Origin of the sequence: Sphaerotilus sp. (assembly GCF_034519685.1) — a bacterium.
GTDB lineage: Bacteria > Pseudomonadota > Gammaproteobacteria > Burkholderiales > Burkholderiaceae_C > Sphaerotilus.
The window spans coordinates 592,612-606,791 of sequence record NZ_JAXHOF010000003.1 but is presented as its reverse complement, the minus strand read 5'-3'; the positions used below and the strand labels follow the sequence as shown (position 1 = coordinate 606,791).

Here is a 14,180-nt window from a genome sequence, read left to right as displayed (position 1 = left end):
TATAGGCGTTCATGCGCAGTTCGGGCCGCAGGGTCTTCAACGCCTCGTCGCCGGCCATCTCGACGAAGGGATACAGGTGTTGTTCATGCCCATCAGCGCGGCGGCAGGGAGCGCGGCTTCGGCGTCGCGTGGTTTAAGGCGTTCGCGCAGCGCCGCCACCAGCGGTGGGCAACGCGCAGCAAACGCCGCCGCCAGCGCGCAACTCAGCGCCTCGGGCAACGCCAGGTTGGAGCGTTCGACCACCGCATCGAGGTTCAGGCGGATGTCCTTGGCCGAGTCGGGCAGGGTGTCGCGCAAGGTCTGCCAGGCCGTCATTCGGCGCGCTCTGAGCGACGCGGAGCTGCATCCAGTGCATCGCCGGCAGCCTGCACGGCGCAGTGCATGGCGTGGCACGCCACCGGGTCGTGCTGCTGCAGCAGCGAGGTCAGCCGCGCCATCGGCAGGGTGGTGTGCTCCAGGCACACGCTGCGCCAGTACCAGGGCAGCGCCTCGTCGTGGGCAGTCTGCAGCAGCACCGTCAGCAGGCGCTGCATCACCTGCTGTTCGGGCCGCACCCCGGCGATGACGACGCGCCGCCCGGCGTCCAGGTAGTGCCGTACGGCGCAGGGGCAACTGGGGTTGTAGCCGCAGCGCACGCCGACACCGATGCGGTCCCAGCGGCGCAGCAGCGCCGCCGCCTGCGTCTGCGATGTTGTCAGGGCGTTGGGGCGTTCCATGGTGTTGCTTCTTCGGGTTGGGGTTTGATGACGTGGATCGGACGAGCCGCCGCCTGTGTCGCAGCAGCCTGGCCCTTGCGCGTTCGGCGCCACCACAGCCACAGGCCGCTGCCCAGCAGCAGCGCCGGCACCAGGCCGAAGGCCGACCACAGCACACGCGCCATGAGGCCCAGCGCCTCACCGCTGTGCAGCGGGAACACCCAGTCCAGCAGCACGCTGCCGGCGGGGGCACGCAGGGGGTCTTGCACGGCGACGATGCGGCCGGCGGCGTCCAGCCGCACGCGGGTGCTGCCGGTGTCGGCGCGTGGTTCACCGGGCTGCAGCAGGCGCACTTCGGCAATACTGTCCTTGCCGGCCGGCAGCGTCAGCCGCGACCAGGTCGCCTGCGGAAACCGCGCCATCGCGCCGGCAACCAGATCGTCGGGCGCCGGCCGTGCATCGGCCGCTGGGCCGGACTTGTCTGGCGCCGCCTGCGGCATGCGCGGCAGTCGCTCCACCGGCAACACGGTCGCGACGACGGCGCGCGCGCTGGCGTCGAAGACCAGCGCCGCGCCGGTCAGGGTCAGCAGCAGGCACAGCGGCGCCAGCCACAGGCCGGCCGCGCGGTGCAGGTCGAACCACCAGCGCTGCGCGGAGGCGCCGGCCTTGATCGTCAGCACGCGGCGCCAGGCCTCGACCGAGAAGCGCTTCGGCCACGCCAGCCAGACTCCGCTGAGCGCCAGGCCGAACAGCAGCAGGGCGCCGCTGCCAACGACGAGGTGGCCCGTTTCGCCGCCGAGCAACTTGCTGTGCAGTTCGTACAGCAAAGGCACGGCGTGGGCGCGGTCGAGCTGCCAGGCGCCGCGCAGGCGCGTGCCGAGGTAGCGCCCGCAGGCGGGGTCGATGAAGTGCTCGCGCCGCAAGCCGTTGCCCGGGTCGCTGCGTTCCCACACCTGGTAGGCGGCACCCGGGTGCGCCGGGGCCAGCACCAGCGCCGGCTTCGCGCCGGGCGCGGCACCGGCCAGAACGGCCAGCGTGTCGGCCACCGGGCGCTGCGTCGCTGCGCAGGCGCCGGGCTCGCCCGGCCCGCCGGGCCCGGGCCGGGCGCTGAACCAGGCCGGGTTCAGCGCTGCGTCCAGTTCGGCCTGCCAGACCATCAGGCTGCCGGTCAGGCCCAGCAGGGCCAGCAGCAGCCCGGCCAGCAGGGCCACCCAGCGGTGTAGCAGCGCGAAGGTTCGACGCATCGTCGGCCTTCAGAAACTGCGCCGCCAGCTCAGCGTGAGCGTGCGGCCGCGGCCGGCGTAGTAGTCGTCGTTGGTGCCGGCGTAGTGGCTCTGGCTGTAGTAGGTGATGTACTGCTTGTTCAGCAGGTTTTCGATGCCGGCGCCGACGTCGCCCCAGGGCGAGGCCCAGCGCAGCGCCAGGTCGGCCACCGTGTAGCCCTTGAAGTGCTCCTCCAGGCTGGTGGTGCCCGAAAACTTGCCGACGTTGGCGTCGCGCGAGGACCAGCGCGCCACGTTCAACTGCGCGCTCCAGGCCGGCGCGAAGGCCCACTGGCCTGCCAGCACCAGCTTGTCCGGCCCCTGCGAGCGCGCGCCCAGATCCAGCTCCAGCGGCTGGCCGGCGGCGCTGGCGGTGCGGCCGCGGGTGCGGGCGTAGGTGGCGTCCAGCCGCAGCGTGCCGGTGGGGCGCCACTGGCCGCTGAACTCGAAGCCCTTCACGACGATGGGCACACGCTGCACGGTGCCGATGCCGTTGGCCACGATGATCTGGCTGCCGAGCTCGGAGCGCGACTCGTAGACCGACGCACTCAGGCCGCCCGCCGTGCCGCGCCAGGCGATGCCCAGTTCGCGGTTCTCGGTGACCACGGGCTGCAGGTCGACCAGCTTGTCCACCGACTGCCCGGCCGTGCGCACGGCGCGCAGGATGAGCCCGGCATCAGGCGGGCCGAAGCCTTCGTTGTACGACACGAAGCTGGACCAGCCGCTGTGGCCGAAGCGCCAGACGCCGCCCAGGCTCTTGACCAGTTCGTGCGCCTCGCGCGTGCCGCCCGCCACTTCGCGATTGCCGTAGAACGCCAGCGTGCGGTAGCTGTCCACCGACAGCGAGTTGCGCTCGTCGCGCAGCCCGCCGCGCAGCGTGAGGTTGCCGATCTCGTACTCGAGCTGCGTGAACGGCGCCAGGCTTTTGTAGCGCAGCGGCGGCACCCAGGTGCGCCCGGTCTGCGTGAGCTGCTGCGACGAAGTGTCGTGCAGCAGGTCGATGCCGGCGGTGAACTCCAGCCCGGCCAGCCCCAGGTCGGGCCGCACCCAGCTCGTGCGCAGGCCCCATTTGTCGGCCACGATCTCGCTCTGGTCGATCAGCGTGTTGGCCGGCGCGATGCGGGTGTCCTGGAAGGTGCTGATGATGCCGCCGCTGTAGCGCGCGGCGAAGTCCTGCTTGAAGAGCTGGGCGCTGGCGTAGCCGCCGGCCAAGCTGGCATGCGTCCACTCCAGGCTGGCCGAGGTGACGTTGTTGCGCGGCGAGTCCCAGGCCAGGCTGCCGCGCTGCGCGCTCGTGGGAATGCCGGTGCTGCGGTTGCCGGCCACGTCGAGCCAGTCGTCGAAGCCATCGGCACGGAAGCGGTTGAGCATCAGCTGCACACGCTGGGGGCCGAAGTCGCGGCCGATCTTGACGAAGGCGTCGGCGGCCTCGTGCAGCGATTCGGTGGCGAGCTTGCGGCCGTCGCCGTCGGTGCCCACGCTTTGGCTGCGCATGCCCAGGTAGGCCAGCGCGTCGAAGGCGTCCGGACCTTCGCCCTTGTGTTCGAGCATGTAGCCGGTTTTCCAGCCCTGCGTGTCGGCGTGGCCCTGGGTGCTGTACTTCAGCTCGACCATGTGCCGCGTGCCGGGCCGGCTGGGCCGCCGCGTGATGGTGTTGATGATGCCGCCGGTGGCGCCCATGCCCTGTACGGCCGAGGCGCCGCTGACGACTTCGATGCGCTCGACGAGCATCGGGTCGGCAAAGTAGCCCTCGCGGCCACCGAAGCGCAGCGGATTGGTCTGCGGGATGCCGTCCAGTAGCAGCAGCGCGTTGCGCCCGCGCAGGCTCTCGCCGAAGTTGGACAGCTTCTGCCGCGCCGGCGCATAACCCGGTACCTGGGCGGCTAACAGCTGACTCGGGTCTTCGCTGATCAGGCCCTGGGTGTCGATCTCGCTGCGCGTGATCACGCTGATGGCGCCGGGAATCTTCTCCACCGCCTTGCTGCCGCGGGTGGCAGTGACGACCACGGCCTGCAGTGACTGTGTCTCCTGTTCCGGCTGGCCGGTGTTTGCGGAGGGTGGCTGTTGCGCCTGGGCCGCGCCGGCCAGCAGGCAGGCGGCGATGGCGGTCAGGCGAAAGTTCGAGGGATGGGCAGCGCTGGCGCGGCGGCGCGTGCGGAGGTTCTTGTTGTGCATGGGGCAGGGCCATTGCGCGGGCTGGGCGCGCAGCGGCACGGGGGCTTTGTCGTTGTTGTGGTGGGGGATGCGGAGATCAGGCCGAGGCCGTCACAGCGTGGCGCCGCCGACCGAACGGTTGCAGGGGCACAGCTCGTCGGTCTGCAACCCGTCCAGGACGCGAAGCACTTCTTCCGGGCTGCGGCCGACGTTGAGGTTGTTCACGCTGACGTGCTGGATGGTGTTGTCGGGGTCGACGATGAAGGTGGCGCGCAGCGCTACACCCGCGGCCCGGTCGCGCACGCCGAGCTGGTCCACCAGGCTGCCGGTCACGTCGGCGAAGCTCCAGTGCGCCAGCTTGTTCAGGTCCTTGTGCTCGCGCCGCCAACCGAGCTTGCAGAACTCGTTGTCGGTGCTGCCGCCCAGCAGCACGGCGTCGCGTTCCTCGAACTGTTTGGCCAACCTGTCGAAGCCGGTGATCTCGGTCGGGCAGACGAAGGTGAAGTCCTTGGGCCAGAAGTAGATGACCTTCCACTTGCCGGCGAAGCTCTTCTCGTTGATGAGCTCGAAGGCCGAGACGCCAATCTCCTCATGCTGGTTGAACCCGGGTTTGACGCCGGTGACGCTGAAGGCTTCGAGCTTGTCGCCGATGGTTTTCATGGGGTGTTTCCTTGCGTTATGAACGTGGTGAGAAGGACTCGCGAGGCCGTTGATCGGCGCAGGCAGGCATCGATGCGGGTGGGTCCCGCCAGGACGCAGCGGTCGATGGCCGCGAGCACAACGCGGCAGCGCGGGGCCTCGGCCGCGGTGAGGTCTTCGCAGGGCAGCGGGTTGTTTTCGAGCAGACAGGCCTGACAGTGGCCGCGCATGTCAGCCTCGACCGGACCACATAGCTCGTCCATCAACCTCGCGCGCTCGCACAGCGCTGCACCCAACGTGCCGGGCTGCGCAGGGCAGGGCGGCGGCTCAGCGGCCGGCGTGCGCCACGACCACAGGGCGATCAGCGTCGCGGCCAGGGCCATCCACACCAGGCGCCAACGCCGACGGCGCGATTGCACCTGCATTTGCACTCGCTCTGCGGTCATCGAGCGCCCATCGTACTGGTCTGCAGCGCACCTCGCACGCAGCGCATGAATTCCAAGCCCGGCTTGGACTCGCAGGCCTTGAATGCTGCGGTCTCGGCCGTGCATTGGGCTGCGGCATCGCCGGCGTATGCCTTGCAGTCCAGCAGGTGGTCGAGCAGGAACTGGCGGTCGCAGGCGAAGTGCGCTTCGCCCTGGATCGGGCCGCACTGTGCGGCCATCTTCTGGTGGCGTTCGCAGCGCGCCAGGGCAATGCCGGTGCGGCCGGCGCAGTCGACCTCGTGCGCGCGGGCAGGCAGGGGAATGGCGAACCAGATCAGCGAGACGATCGCGACGAAGGCGATGACTTCGAGCAGGGTGCGCAGGCGTTCGTGCATCCCCAGTCTCCGAGGTGTGTGGGGTGGGAGGGGATCGAGCCGCAAGGCGCTCATGCGGTGCTCGACGCCTTGCCGGGCGAAGGCGCCTCGACCACCGCCAGCGAGCGCAGCGCACGGCCAAGGCCGGCACGGCTGGGGCTCTCGACGAAGACGCAGCGTTTGCCGGTGCGTTTGCAGTGGTCCTTCACGCGCCAGTAGGCGTTGTGGCTGATGCAGCCGGTCTGGCAGATCACCAGGTCGGCGGCGGCCAGCGTGGCGTCGAGCTTGGCGTCGCTGTCTTCCTCGCCGCCGTCGTGGTGCATGAAGCGCCCGCCGGTGCCTTCGATCAACTGGCGATAGATTGGCACGCTGGCCGGCCGCCCGCCGACGCACAGCACGGCCTGGTCATCCAGGCGCGCGGGCAGTTCAGGCGTGGTCGTGTCGGCTGTGGCGTCGGCCGCGATGGCGTCGCGCTGGGCCAGTTCGGCGGCCAGATCGTCGGCACGTCGGCGCTGGCGCTCGGACTCCTGCTGGGCGTGCAGCAGGGCGCGTTGATGGCTGTGGTTGTGTTCGACCAGTCGTTCCAATTCACGCGCCATCTCGAAGCGCGTCTTCAGCCCTGGCGAGGCGGCTTCCAGTGTCTGCAGATCGGCCTGAAGCGCGGCCACCGCGGTGTCGCGGGCCATCAGCTGCGCCCGCAGCTGCATGACCAGGCTTTGCAGAGCGTCCTGGCGGCGCGTGTGTTCCTCGACCTGACGCGTGCTGCGCTGCTGCGCGGCGGCGAGCTCACGCGTGAGCAGGGCGTTTTCGTCAAGCAGGGCCTCGAAGCGGTCGAAGTCCATGCGGGTGGCCATGCCCACCTGGTGCTGCAGCATGTGCACCTGGCCTTCCACACGATGCGCCAGCTCGGGCGTGCAGCGGGCGTGGGTCAGCGTGGCCCACAACGGGCCGGCGATGTCCTGGCAACGCAGCGCCTCGTCCCACCACGCCGCCAGGGCCTCGGTGGTCTTGAGCTTGCCGGCCTTCTGAACGGCCAGCACATAGCGGCGCTCGAGTTCGCGCTGCACGGCTTCGGCCACGGCGCCGCGCTGTTTGCAGTCGGCCACCGCGCCGCAGTGCAGTTCGTAGTCGTCGGCCACGGCCTGACCGCCGAGGGCCTTGTTGACCACCTTGCGCAGCAGGCTGATCGGCAGGCACACGCCAACCACGGGGCAGTGTGCGTGGCCGTCCAGCTCCCACAGGCGCTTGCGGCGCGAGCCGTGGTTGCAGAGCGATGGCGCTTCGATGCCGGTGACGACGGCGCCGGTGCCGGCCACGGCCTGCCGGACCAGGGTTTCGAGCTGATTGGGATCGGACTTGCACATGAAATGGTCCTTTCAAGGGTTCAGTGCACGGCGGGCGCGTCGCTCGACGCGGAGGCAGGAGCGATCCCCATCGCGGGGTCGCCGTCCAGTCGACGCTGCGCGACGCTCAGCAGCGCCTGCAGTTCGCGGAACGCGCCGGGTTCAAAGCGCAGGCTGAGGTACTGCAGCGTCAAGGTCAGCACGCCGCAGCCGCACACGCTGATGGCACCCATGTCGCTGCGGGCGAGCAGCAGGCCGGGGCCGTGGTCTTCGGGTTCGGGATGAGACATTGGGGCACCTCGTGTCAGGTCGGGCGCTCGGCCACGGCGTGGTCGAGCTTGTGGGTGGGCAGCACCAGGTCACGCCGCAGCCGTTCGATGCTGGCCGGCGGGATGACGCGGCGGAACTCGTAGTGGTCGTGTGCGCAGCCCAGCGTGGCGGTGGCGCCGCCCAGCAGCGCCGCGCGCAGCGACTCGGGGAACTGGAAGCGCAGGAAGTGCACGGCCGAGGGTCGGGTGCGGTGGCGGTCGGGCAGGTCTTCGTTGGCGAAGGCGAACACACGCGGGTGGCGTGCCACGTCCACGAAGATGCGGTGCGCGGCTTCGTTGAGCTGCGGCAACTCGCGCCGCCGCTGCGCGGCATCGGGCAACTCGATCTGCAGCGTGGCCTTCCAGTTGCTGCCGTCGGGCACCAGGTGGGCGTAGGTGGCGATCTCGTCGGCGCCGGCATCTGGCAGCTCGGGGCGCTCGGCGTGCAGCACCTCCTGGATCTGGTAGCGGATGGTCAGCTCGTCTTCGAACTGCAGCCGCATGCACGGGCCCAGCATCAGGCTGCGCTCGCGGCGGTGCCGGATCATCTGTTGCCGGTGGACGCGGCGCGACAGGCTGTAGGACTGGAGCGTCATCAGGCTCGCTGCAGTGATGTTCATGCGGCAATGAGGGCGGGAGCGCGCCGCACCGGCACTACCGCAAGGCCGTCGTGTTCGTCTTCGACACAGCGCAGCCCGATGCCGTACAGGTCTTCCAGCGGCTCGACGGCGGTGCGGCCGCTGGGCAGGTCGGCGACCAGGCGGCCTTCGCGCAACAGCCACAGGCGGTCGAACGAGGCCAGCGCCTGGTTGATGTCGTGCAGCACGGCCGCCAGGGCATGGCCGCGCGCCAGGCAGAAGCCCTGCATCGCGTCCATCAGTTCGAACTGCAGGCCGGGGTTCAGCGCGGACAGGGGCTCGTCCACCAGCAGCAAGGCCTCGCGCTCGTCCCACAGTTGGGCAAACACACGTGCCAGTTGCACGCGGGCCTGTTCGCCGCCCGAGAGCGTGTCGAAGCGGCGCCCGACCAGGTGCGCGGCGCTCGCCAGTTGCAGCGCCTGCGCGACGATGCCGGCTTGTTGCGGATCGGGCTCACGCGCCACGCGGCCCAGCGCCACCACCAGTTCCACCGGCAGGCCGAAGGCCACCGCGTGCGACTGCGGCAGCACCGCGCGGCGCCGGGCCAGTGAGGGCAGGGCCCAGCGCTGCAGCGGCCGGCGGGCCAGCGCCACCTGGCCTTCGTGCGGCGCCCGCTCGCCGGCCATCAGCTTCAGCAGCGTGGACTTGCCGGCGCCGCTGGGGCCGAGGATGGCGATGCGTTCACCTGCGTCCAGGCGCAAGGTGAAGGGGCCGATGCGATGGCCGGGCAGCCGGGTGACGGCGGCATCGAGCGCGAGCAGAGCATTCAAGGTGGGGGCCACAACAGCGTGGGGATCGAACGGCGGTGAATCGGCTTCATGCATGCAGTTCATCTCCGACAGAAACATCTCGGGCGGCAGGCGCTCGGCAAAGGACTCGCTCACACGGCACCCCCACGGCTGCGCGCGGCGCCGCGCAGCATCGCCAGGAACACCGGCGCGCCGATCAACGCGGTGAAGATGCCCACCGGGATCTCCGCCGGGATGACCACGGTGCGGGCCACCGTGTCGGCCAGCAGCAGCAGCAGCAGCGCTCCGGTGCCCATGGACAGCGGCAGCACGCGCCGCTGGTCGCTGCCGGCCACCACGCGCACCAGGTGCGGCGCCATCAGGCCGATGAAGCCGATCACGCCGCACCAGGCCACGGCCAGCGCCGACAGCAGCGCCAACACCACGACGATGCGCGTGCGCAGGCGCTGCACGTCGATGCCGACATGGCCGGCGGCGGCCTCGCCGAGCGCCAGCGCGTTGAGGGCGCGGGCCAGCGCGTTCAGGCGCAGGCTCACCAGCGCCAGCGCGGCTGCCATCACGCCGACGACGAGCCAGCTCGCGCCGGCCAGCGAACCCAGGGTCCAGAAGGTCAGGCTGCGCAGTTGTTCATCGGTGGCGACGTAGGTGCACAGGCCCACCACAGCCATGGTCACCGCCTGCAGCGCCAGGCCGGTGAGCAGCAGGCCGGCCACCGAGCCGGGCGTGAGCCAGCGTGCCATCCGGTCCAGGCCCCAGCACACCGCCAGCGCGCCGCCGAAAGCGCTGGCCGGCAGCACCCACAAGCGCCATGCCGGCGGCAGCGCCAGGTGCAGGCTGGCGAAGACGGTCAGCACCAAGGCGGCGGCGCAGGCCGCACCGGCGGTGACACCGAGCAGCCCGGGGTCGGCCATCGGGTTGCGGAACAGCCCTTGCGCCAGCGCGCCGGCCAGGCCGAGCGCAGCGCCCACCGCCACGGCCAGCAGGGCGCGCGGCAGGCGCAGATCCCACAGCACGTAGGCACCGCCGGCCAGCGGCGCGTCGCCCGTTGCGGTGAACGGGGCCAGCCAGTCGCGCCAGCCCACACGCACGGCACCGAACTGCACCGACAGCGCCAGCATCAGCAGCAGCGTGATGAACAGCCAGATGCCCATAGTGAGCGGCGGACGAACGGCGAGGACGGGCGCGGTCCGCTGCTCAGCGGGTGAGGCCAGGGACTGCGAGACTTCCATGTCCTGCGCGGCTCGCTCGTTCAACTCGTGGTGCGGCTGTGCACCGCCTCGGCGAAGGTGCTGACCGCCAAGGGCAGGCGCGGGCCGAAGCCCAGTGCGAGCAGGATCTCGACACTGGCCACACGCTGCGTGCGGCCGGCGGGTGTCTGTGCCAGCCCCGGCGCGCGCAACAGGTTGGCCGGCCCGCCGACACTGGCCAGCCCGTGGTCGGTGGTGACGATCACGTCGGGCGCCGCCGCTACGGCGGCCTCGGGCGACAACTGCTTGTAGCCATCCACACCAGCGAAGGCATTGCGCGCGCCGACGTAGGCGATCAATGCATCGGGGCCGGTGCCGATGCCGGCCGCGCGCATCTGGCTGGGCGACTGCACCATCAGGAACAGCACACGCGGCGCCTTGGTCGGGTCTTTGGGGGCCAGCGTCGCCACCTTGGCGCGGGCAGCCTGCCACTCGGCTTGCAGGCGCTCGATCAGTGCGACGCCGGCTGCAGTGCGGCCAGCGAGATCGGCCAGGCGCCGGGTGCGCGCGAGCACGCCTTCGAAGCTGTGGCCCGAGTCGAGGATGTGGATGGGTACCTGAGCCGCTTCGATCTGGCGCAGCACGGCTGGGGGGCCGGCGTCCTCGGTGGCCACCAGCAGCGTGGGCGCCAGCGACAGCACGCCCTCGGCTGACAGCGTGCGCTGGTAGCCGACGCTCGGCAGCTTCTTCGCCACCTCGGGGTAGAACGAGGTGGTGTCCACGCCCACCAGATCGCCCTGCGCGCCCAGCGCATACAGCGTCTCGGTCAAGGCCCCGCCGACACTGATGATGCGTGCTGCCGCAGCATGCGCATCGCGACCCGCGCCGAGTGCTACGGATGCCAGCGCTGCGGCACCGCCGAATACGGCACGGCGCCGACGTCGATCGGGCGCCGTCAGCACGCCTGCACCTCGGCACCGGACTCCGAACCCAGCGAGGTCAGCAGGTTGCGCCAGTCGCAGCGCTCGGCCTGGCCGGGCTTGCGTTCGCCGAAGAACATCGCGATGGTCTCGCCCTGCGCGTCGAACAGCTCGACGGAGTGCACCAGGCCGTCGCTGGTCGGCTTTTTCACCAGCCAGGCCTGGGCGATGTGGTCTTCGCGCAGGTGCAGGTTGAAGCCGGGGTCGAGCACGTTGACCCACGGGCCCATGACCTCGACGCGCTTCACCGGGCCGCTGTGGATCTGGATCATCCCCGGGTTGCCGACGAAGACCATGATCGAGGTGCCATCCTGCGCGGCGCGGTTGAGCACCTCGTGCGCGCTGGCGGTGCTGACCTCGTGCGCGTAGTCGGGCGGGGCCAGGCGCAGCGCCTGCGTGCGCGTGAGGCCGAACTTCTTCAGGATGCCGAAGAACTCGTGCGTGTCGTGCATCGAGGTCCAGGCGGCGTGGAAGCCGGCCACGTCCACGTCGGCGTCGGCGCGCTCGGCCTTGGGTGCCGGCCCTTCGGTGCATTCGATGTTGGCTTCCAGCTTGCCGTCGCCGAACTGTTCGACGAGGTCGAAGTACGCCGCCACCGCGCTGGCGGGTTTGAGAAACACCTTGTGGATGGCCTGCCCCTGCGCGTCGAAGAACTGCAGGCTGCGCTGCTCCGCGCCGTCGGCCAGGCGCTCCTCGACCGCGAAGCCGTGTGCCCAGCGCTCGTAGAACACACGCAGGTCGATGGCGCCGGCCAGCACCAGGCCAATCCGGTGACCGGGTGGGCCGTTGACGCTGGTGTTCCTGTAAACGCCGAGCTTCTCGTGCACGCAGGACTCGTTGCGCGTGAGTGCCATCACCTCGCCCAGCGCCTCGAGTGCCGCGACGATTTGCGGCCACTCGCCGCGCAGGCGGCGTGCCTTGAGCGGCGACTCCAGGGGATCGAACACGCCGCAGTGCACGGCGACGAGCTCACCCTCGCTGACGCCCAGGGCCTGGGCGATGTCGCGGTGGCGCGAGCGCGGCGTCTGCCGCGCCTGGCGGAATCCGCTGCGGAGGGCTTGGTGCTGAAGGTCCATGGGCTGGCTTCCTGGGTTGGATCGATGGGGGGCGGGCATGGTCAGAACTCGTAGCGCGCCGAGACCTGCACGTTGCGGCCCGGTGCGGTGTAGGCGTCGAGCACGGTGCTGCTGGCAAGCTGGCCGCGCACGTCCGACCAGTTCCAGTACTTCGTGTCGAAGACGTTGTTGAGGTTGGCGTTCAGCGTCAGGTTGGGCAGGGGCTTCCAGCTCGCGCCGAGGTTGAGCACCGTGTAGGCCGGCGTCGCGTAGTAGTCGTCGGCGGTGCTTGCCGTGCTGGAGGTTGAGATGCGGCTGGCCTGCTTGTGTTGCACATGCGGCGCGTCGGCGCGCAGGTCCCAGGTGGGCGCCTCGTAGCGCAGGCCGAGCACCGTGCGCAGCGGCTCGACGGTGTCCAGCGCCGTCTTCACGCCATTGGCCTCGGTGTGCCCGCGCGCGAGTGCGGTGCCGGCCTTGACGGACCACGCCGGGTCGAGGCGCCACTCGGCTCGCGCTCGAGGCCGCGGATGCGCGCCTTGCTGAAGTTGACGTACTGGAAGACCAACGGGTCCACGCCGGGGATGCCGGTGCCGCTGACGACCTGCTGGCTGATGAAGTCCTCGTAGCGGTTGTCGTAGCCGAGCAGTTGGTAGCGCAGCCCGCCGATGCGCCCGCGCAGGCCCGCTTCGATGCTGTCGGCCCGCTCGGGCTTGAGGTTCGGGTTGCCGATGCTGCGGTAGCCGGCGGCGGTGTTCTCGAAACCGTTGTTGACCTGGCTGGGCGTCGGCGCGCGGAAGCCCTTGGCCCAGTGAATGTAGGGGCTGAAGGCGTCCGTAATCTTCCAGATCGCGCCCAGCCGCGGCGTCACCGCCGAGTCGGACAGCGAGACCACCGTGCCGCTGAAGCCGGCCGGGTCGGCCGAGAGCTTGAAGCGGTCGTAGCGCAGGCCGGGGATGATGCTGAACGCGCCCCACTCGATCTCGTCCTGCACGAAGGCGCCGGCCAGCGTGTAGGTGGTGTCGGGGAAGAGCTTGCCGGTGGCCACCACACCGGGGAACAGCGCGGTTTCTTCGCTGCGGTTGACGTCGCCGCCGTAGCTCAGCTTGTGGCGCGCGGCAGCGGTGCTGAAGTTGCTCTCAAGTTGCGTGGACAGGCCAGTGAGCTTCTGGCGGTAGTCGTAGTCGCGTGTCAGCGGTGATGCGGCGCCGGCGACGGTGCGGTCGGTCAGCGTCAACTGGCGCGTCGTCGAGTCTTGCGTGTAGAGGTGGGTGTGGGCGCGCTGGACATAGGCGCCGCCATCGTCTTCGTAACGGTGTTCGAGCGAGACGCGCTTGCGCTCGAGCTTGTCGTGCGCGTCCATGTCGTTGACCGTGGTGGTCACGCCCCGCGAGGTGGTGGTGCCGCGGCCGCTGTAGACCTCGGTGTCGGTTTTGCGCTGTTGGGCTTCGAGCGTCAGTCCCAACTCATGTGTGAGGCCGAGCGTGTAGAACACCTTGCCCAGCACCGCAGGCGCAGAGGTGTCGGCCGGGTTGGGCGTGGTGCGGGTGGCGTTCTGCGCATCGGCCGTGCCCTGGTTGTCCGGCTCATGGCCCTGGCGTTGGGTCGCCATCAGCAGCGCGCGCCAGTCGCCGCTCTTGATCGCACCGGCAGCGGTGACGTTGAAGGATTTGTCCACCGACGAATAGCCGAAACGCGCGAATCCACCGAGCGACTGACCCTTCTTCAGCAAGTCCACCGGGTCGGGCGTGCCCAGGCTGACCACACCGGCCAGGCCGTCGCTGCCGTACTGCGTGGAGGCCGGCCCGCGCAGCACCTCGATGGCCTGCGCGCTGTCGATGTTGAGAAAGTCGCCGCGGCTGGTGCCGATGGGGCCGAAGCTGAAGCTCGACGGCACGCGGATGCCGTCCACCAGCATCAGTACCTGGTTGCCTTCGAGGCCGCGCACGTTGATGCCTTCGTTGCCGGCGCGTGCCGCGCCGCCCGACTGGTTGTAGCGGTTGGCCTGCTGGCGCACGGTGACGTCGAGCTCGTCGCGGAACACGTCCTTGATGTCGCGTGCGCCGGACTTCTCGATGTCCCTGGCCGGCGTGACGGTGACGGTCACCGGAACCTCGTCCACCTTGCGCGGCGTGCGCGTGGCGGTGACGCTGATCTCGGGCAGCGCTTCGTCGGCCTTGGCGACCGGTGTTGCGGGGCTCTGCGCGGCAGCAGTCAGCGGCGCGAAGCTCCACGCCAGGCCAAGGGCCAGGGCGAGCGGGGACAGGCCGGGAATCTCGTTGTTCTTGGTGAGCACGTGGTGGTCCTGGCGAGGTGTTGCAGGTGCTGGCTCCGGCTGGCGGGTGCGGGGTGGGCGGAGAAGGAGGTGCGGTGT

16 protein-coding genes are annotated in these 14,180 nt (G+C 70.2%); all 16 read right to left on the bottom strand.

What is annotated here, in order from left to right:
• Window positions 1-36 precede the first annotated feature (36 nt).
• Window positions 37-315, bottom strand: a complete 279-nt coding sequence (locus U5O44_RS06370; RefSeq protein ID WP_322587619.1) for a hypothetical protein — start codon at window positions 313-315, stop codon at window positions 37-39.
• Window positions 312-716 carry a hypothetical protein gene (locus tag U5O44_RS06365; protein WP_322587618.1) on the bottom strand — a complete coding sequence of 135 codons (405 nt, stop codon included), beginning with the start codon at window positions 714-716 and terminating at the stop codon, window positions 312-314. Before U5O44_RS06365 ends, U5O44_RS06370 begins: the two co-directional genes overlap by 4 nt.
• Window positions 695-1,939, bottom strand: a complete 1,245-nt coding sequence (locus tag U5O44_RS06360) for a PepSY-associated TM helix domain-containing protein (RefSeq protein WP_322587617.1) — start codon at window positions 1,937-1,939, stop codon at window positions 695-697. Before U5O44_RS06360 ends, U5O44_RS06365 begins: the two co-directional genes overlap by 22 nt.
• Before the next feature lie 9 nt (window positions 1,940-1,948).
• Window positions 1,949-4,132: a TonB-dependent receptor gene (locus U5O44_RS06355; RefSeq protein ID WP_322587616.1), complete on the bottom strand. Its 2,184-nt coding sequence runs from the start codon at window positions 4,130-4,132 to the stop codon at window positions 1,949-1,951.
• 90 nt (window positions 4,133-4,222) lie between these two features.
• Window positions 4,223-4,771 (bottom strand): peroxiredoxin, encoded by a 549-nt coding sequence (locus tag U5O44_RS06350; protein WP_322587615.1) that lies wholly within the window; start codon window positions 4,769-4,771, stop codon window positions 4,223-4,225.
• Window positions 4,768-5,196, bottom strand: coding sequence for a hypothetical protein (locus U5O44_RS06345; protein WP_322587614.1), 429 nt, complete (start codon window positions 5,194-5,196; stop codon window positions 4,768-4,770). The genes U5O44_RS06350 and U5O44_RS06345 overlap by 4 nt, the downstream gene beginning before the upstream one ends.
• Window positions 5,193-5,570: a hypothetical protein gene (locus tag U5O44_RS06340; RefSeq protein WP_322587613.1), complete on the bottom strand. Its 378-nt coding sequence runs from the start codon at window positions 5,568-5,570 to the stop codon at window positions 5,193-5,195. Before U5O44_RS06340 ends, U5O44_RS06345 begins: the two co-directional genes overlap by 4 nt.
• A gap of 50 nt (window positions 5,571-5,620) precedes the next feature.
• The gene (locus tag U5O44_RS06335) at window positions 5,621-6,913 is read right to left on the bottom strand and encodes a DUF2325 domain-containing protein (protein WP_322587612.1); all 1,293 of its coding nucleotides are present in this window, start codon (window positions 6,911-6,913) and stop codon (window positions 5,621-5,623) included.
• Window positions 6,914-6,933: 20 nt separating this feature from the next.
• Window positions 6,934-7,182, bottom strand: a complete 249-nt coding sequence (locus U5O44_RS06330) for a hypothetical protein (protein ID WP_322587611.1) — start codon at window positions 7,180-7,182, stop codon at window positions 6,934-6,936.
• 14 nt (window positions 7,183-7,196) lie between these two features.
• Window positions 7,197-7,820, bottom strand: a complete 624-nt coding sequence (locus U5O44_RS06325) for a DUF3501 family protein (RefSeq protein ID WP_322587610.1) — start codon at window positions 7,818-7,820, stop codon at window positions 7,197-7,199.
• Window positions 7,817-8,608: an ATP-binding cassette domain-containing protein gene (locus U5O44_RS06320; RefSeq protein WP_322587609.1), complete on the bottom strand. Its 792-nt coding sequence runs from the start codon at window positions 8,606-8,608 to the stop codon at window positions 7,817-7,819. The genes U5O44_RS06325 and U5O44_RS06320 overlap by 4 nt, the downstream gene beginning before the upstream one ends.
• Window positions 8,609-8,718: 110 nt before the next feature.
• A complete protein-coding gene (locus U5O44_RS06315; protein WP_322587608.1) occupies window positions 8,719-9,840 on the bottom strand; it encodes a FecCD family ABC transporter permease in 1,122 nt (373 codons plus the stop codon).
• The gene (locus tag U5O44_RS06310; RefSeq protein ID WP_322587607.1) at window positions 9,837-10,736 is read right to left on the bottom strand and encodes a heme/hemin ABC transporter substrate-binding protein; all 900 of its coding nucleotides are present in this window, start codon (window positions 10,734-10,736) and stop codon (window positions 9,837-9,839) included. The genes U5O44_RS06315 and U5O44_RS06310 overlap by 4 nt, the downstream gene beginning before the upstream one ends.
• Entirely contained in the window at window positions 10,730-11,830 is a 1,101-nt protein-coding gene (locus U5O44_RS06305; RefSeq protein ID WP_322587606.1) for a hemin-degrading factor, read from the bottom strand. Before U5O44_RS06305 ends, U5O44_RS06310 begins: the two co-directional genes overlap by 7 nt.
• A gap of 41 nt (window positions 11,831-11,871) precedes the next feature.
• Window positions 11,872-12,240, bottom strand: coding sequence for a TonB-dependent receptor domain-containing protein (locus U5O44_RS06300; protein WP_416222135.1), 369 nt, complete (start codon window positions 12,238-12,240; stop codon window positions 11,872-11,874).
• On the bottom strand, window positions 12,237-14,102 hold the full coding sequence (locus U5O44_RS06295) for a TonB-dependent receptor plug domain-containing protein (protein WP_416222134.1): 1,866 nt from the start codon (window positions 14,100-14,102) through the stop codon (window positions 12,237-12,239). Before U5O44_RS06295 ends, U5O44_RS06300 begins: the two co-directional genes overlap by 4 nt.
• Window positions 14,103-14,180 lie beyond the last annotated feature (78 nt).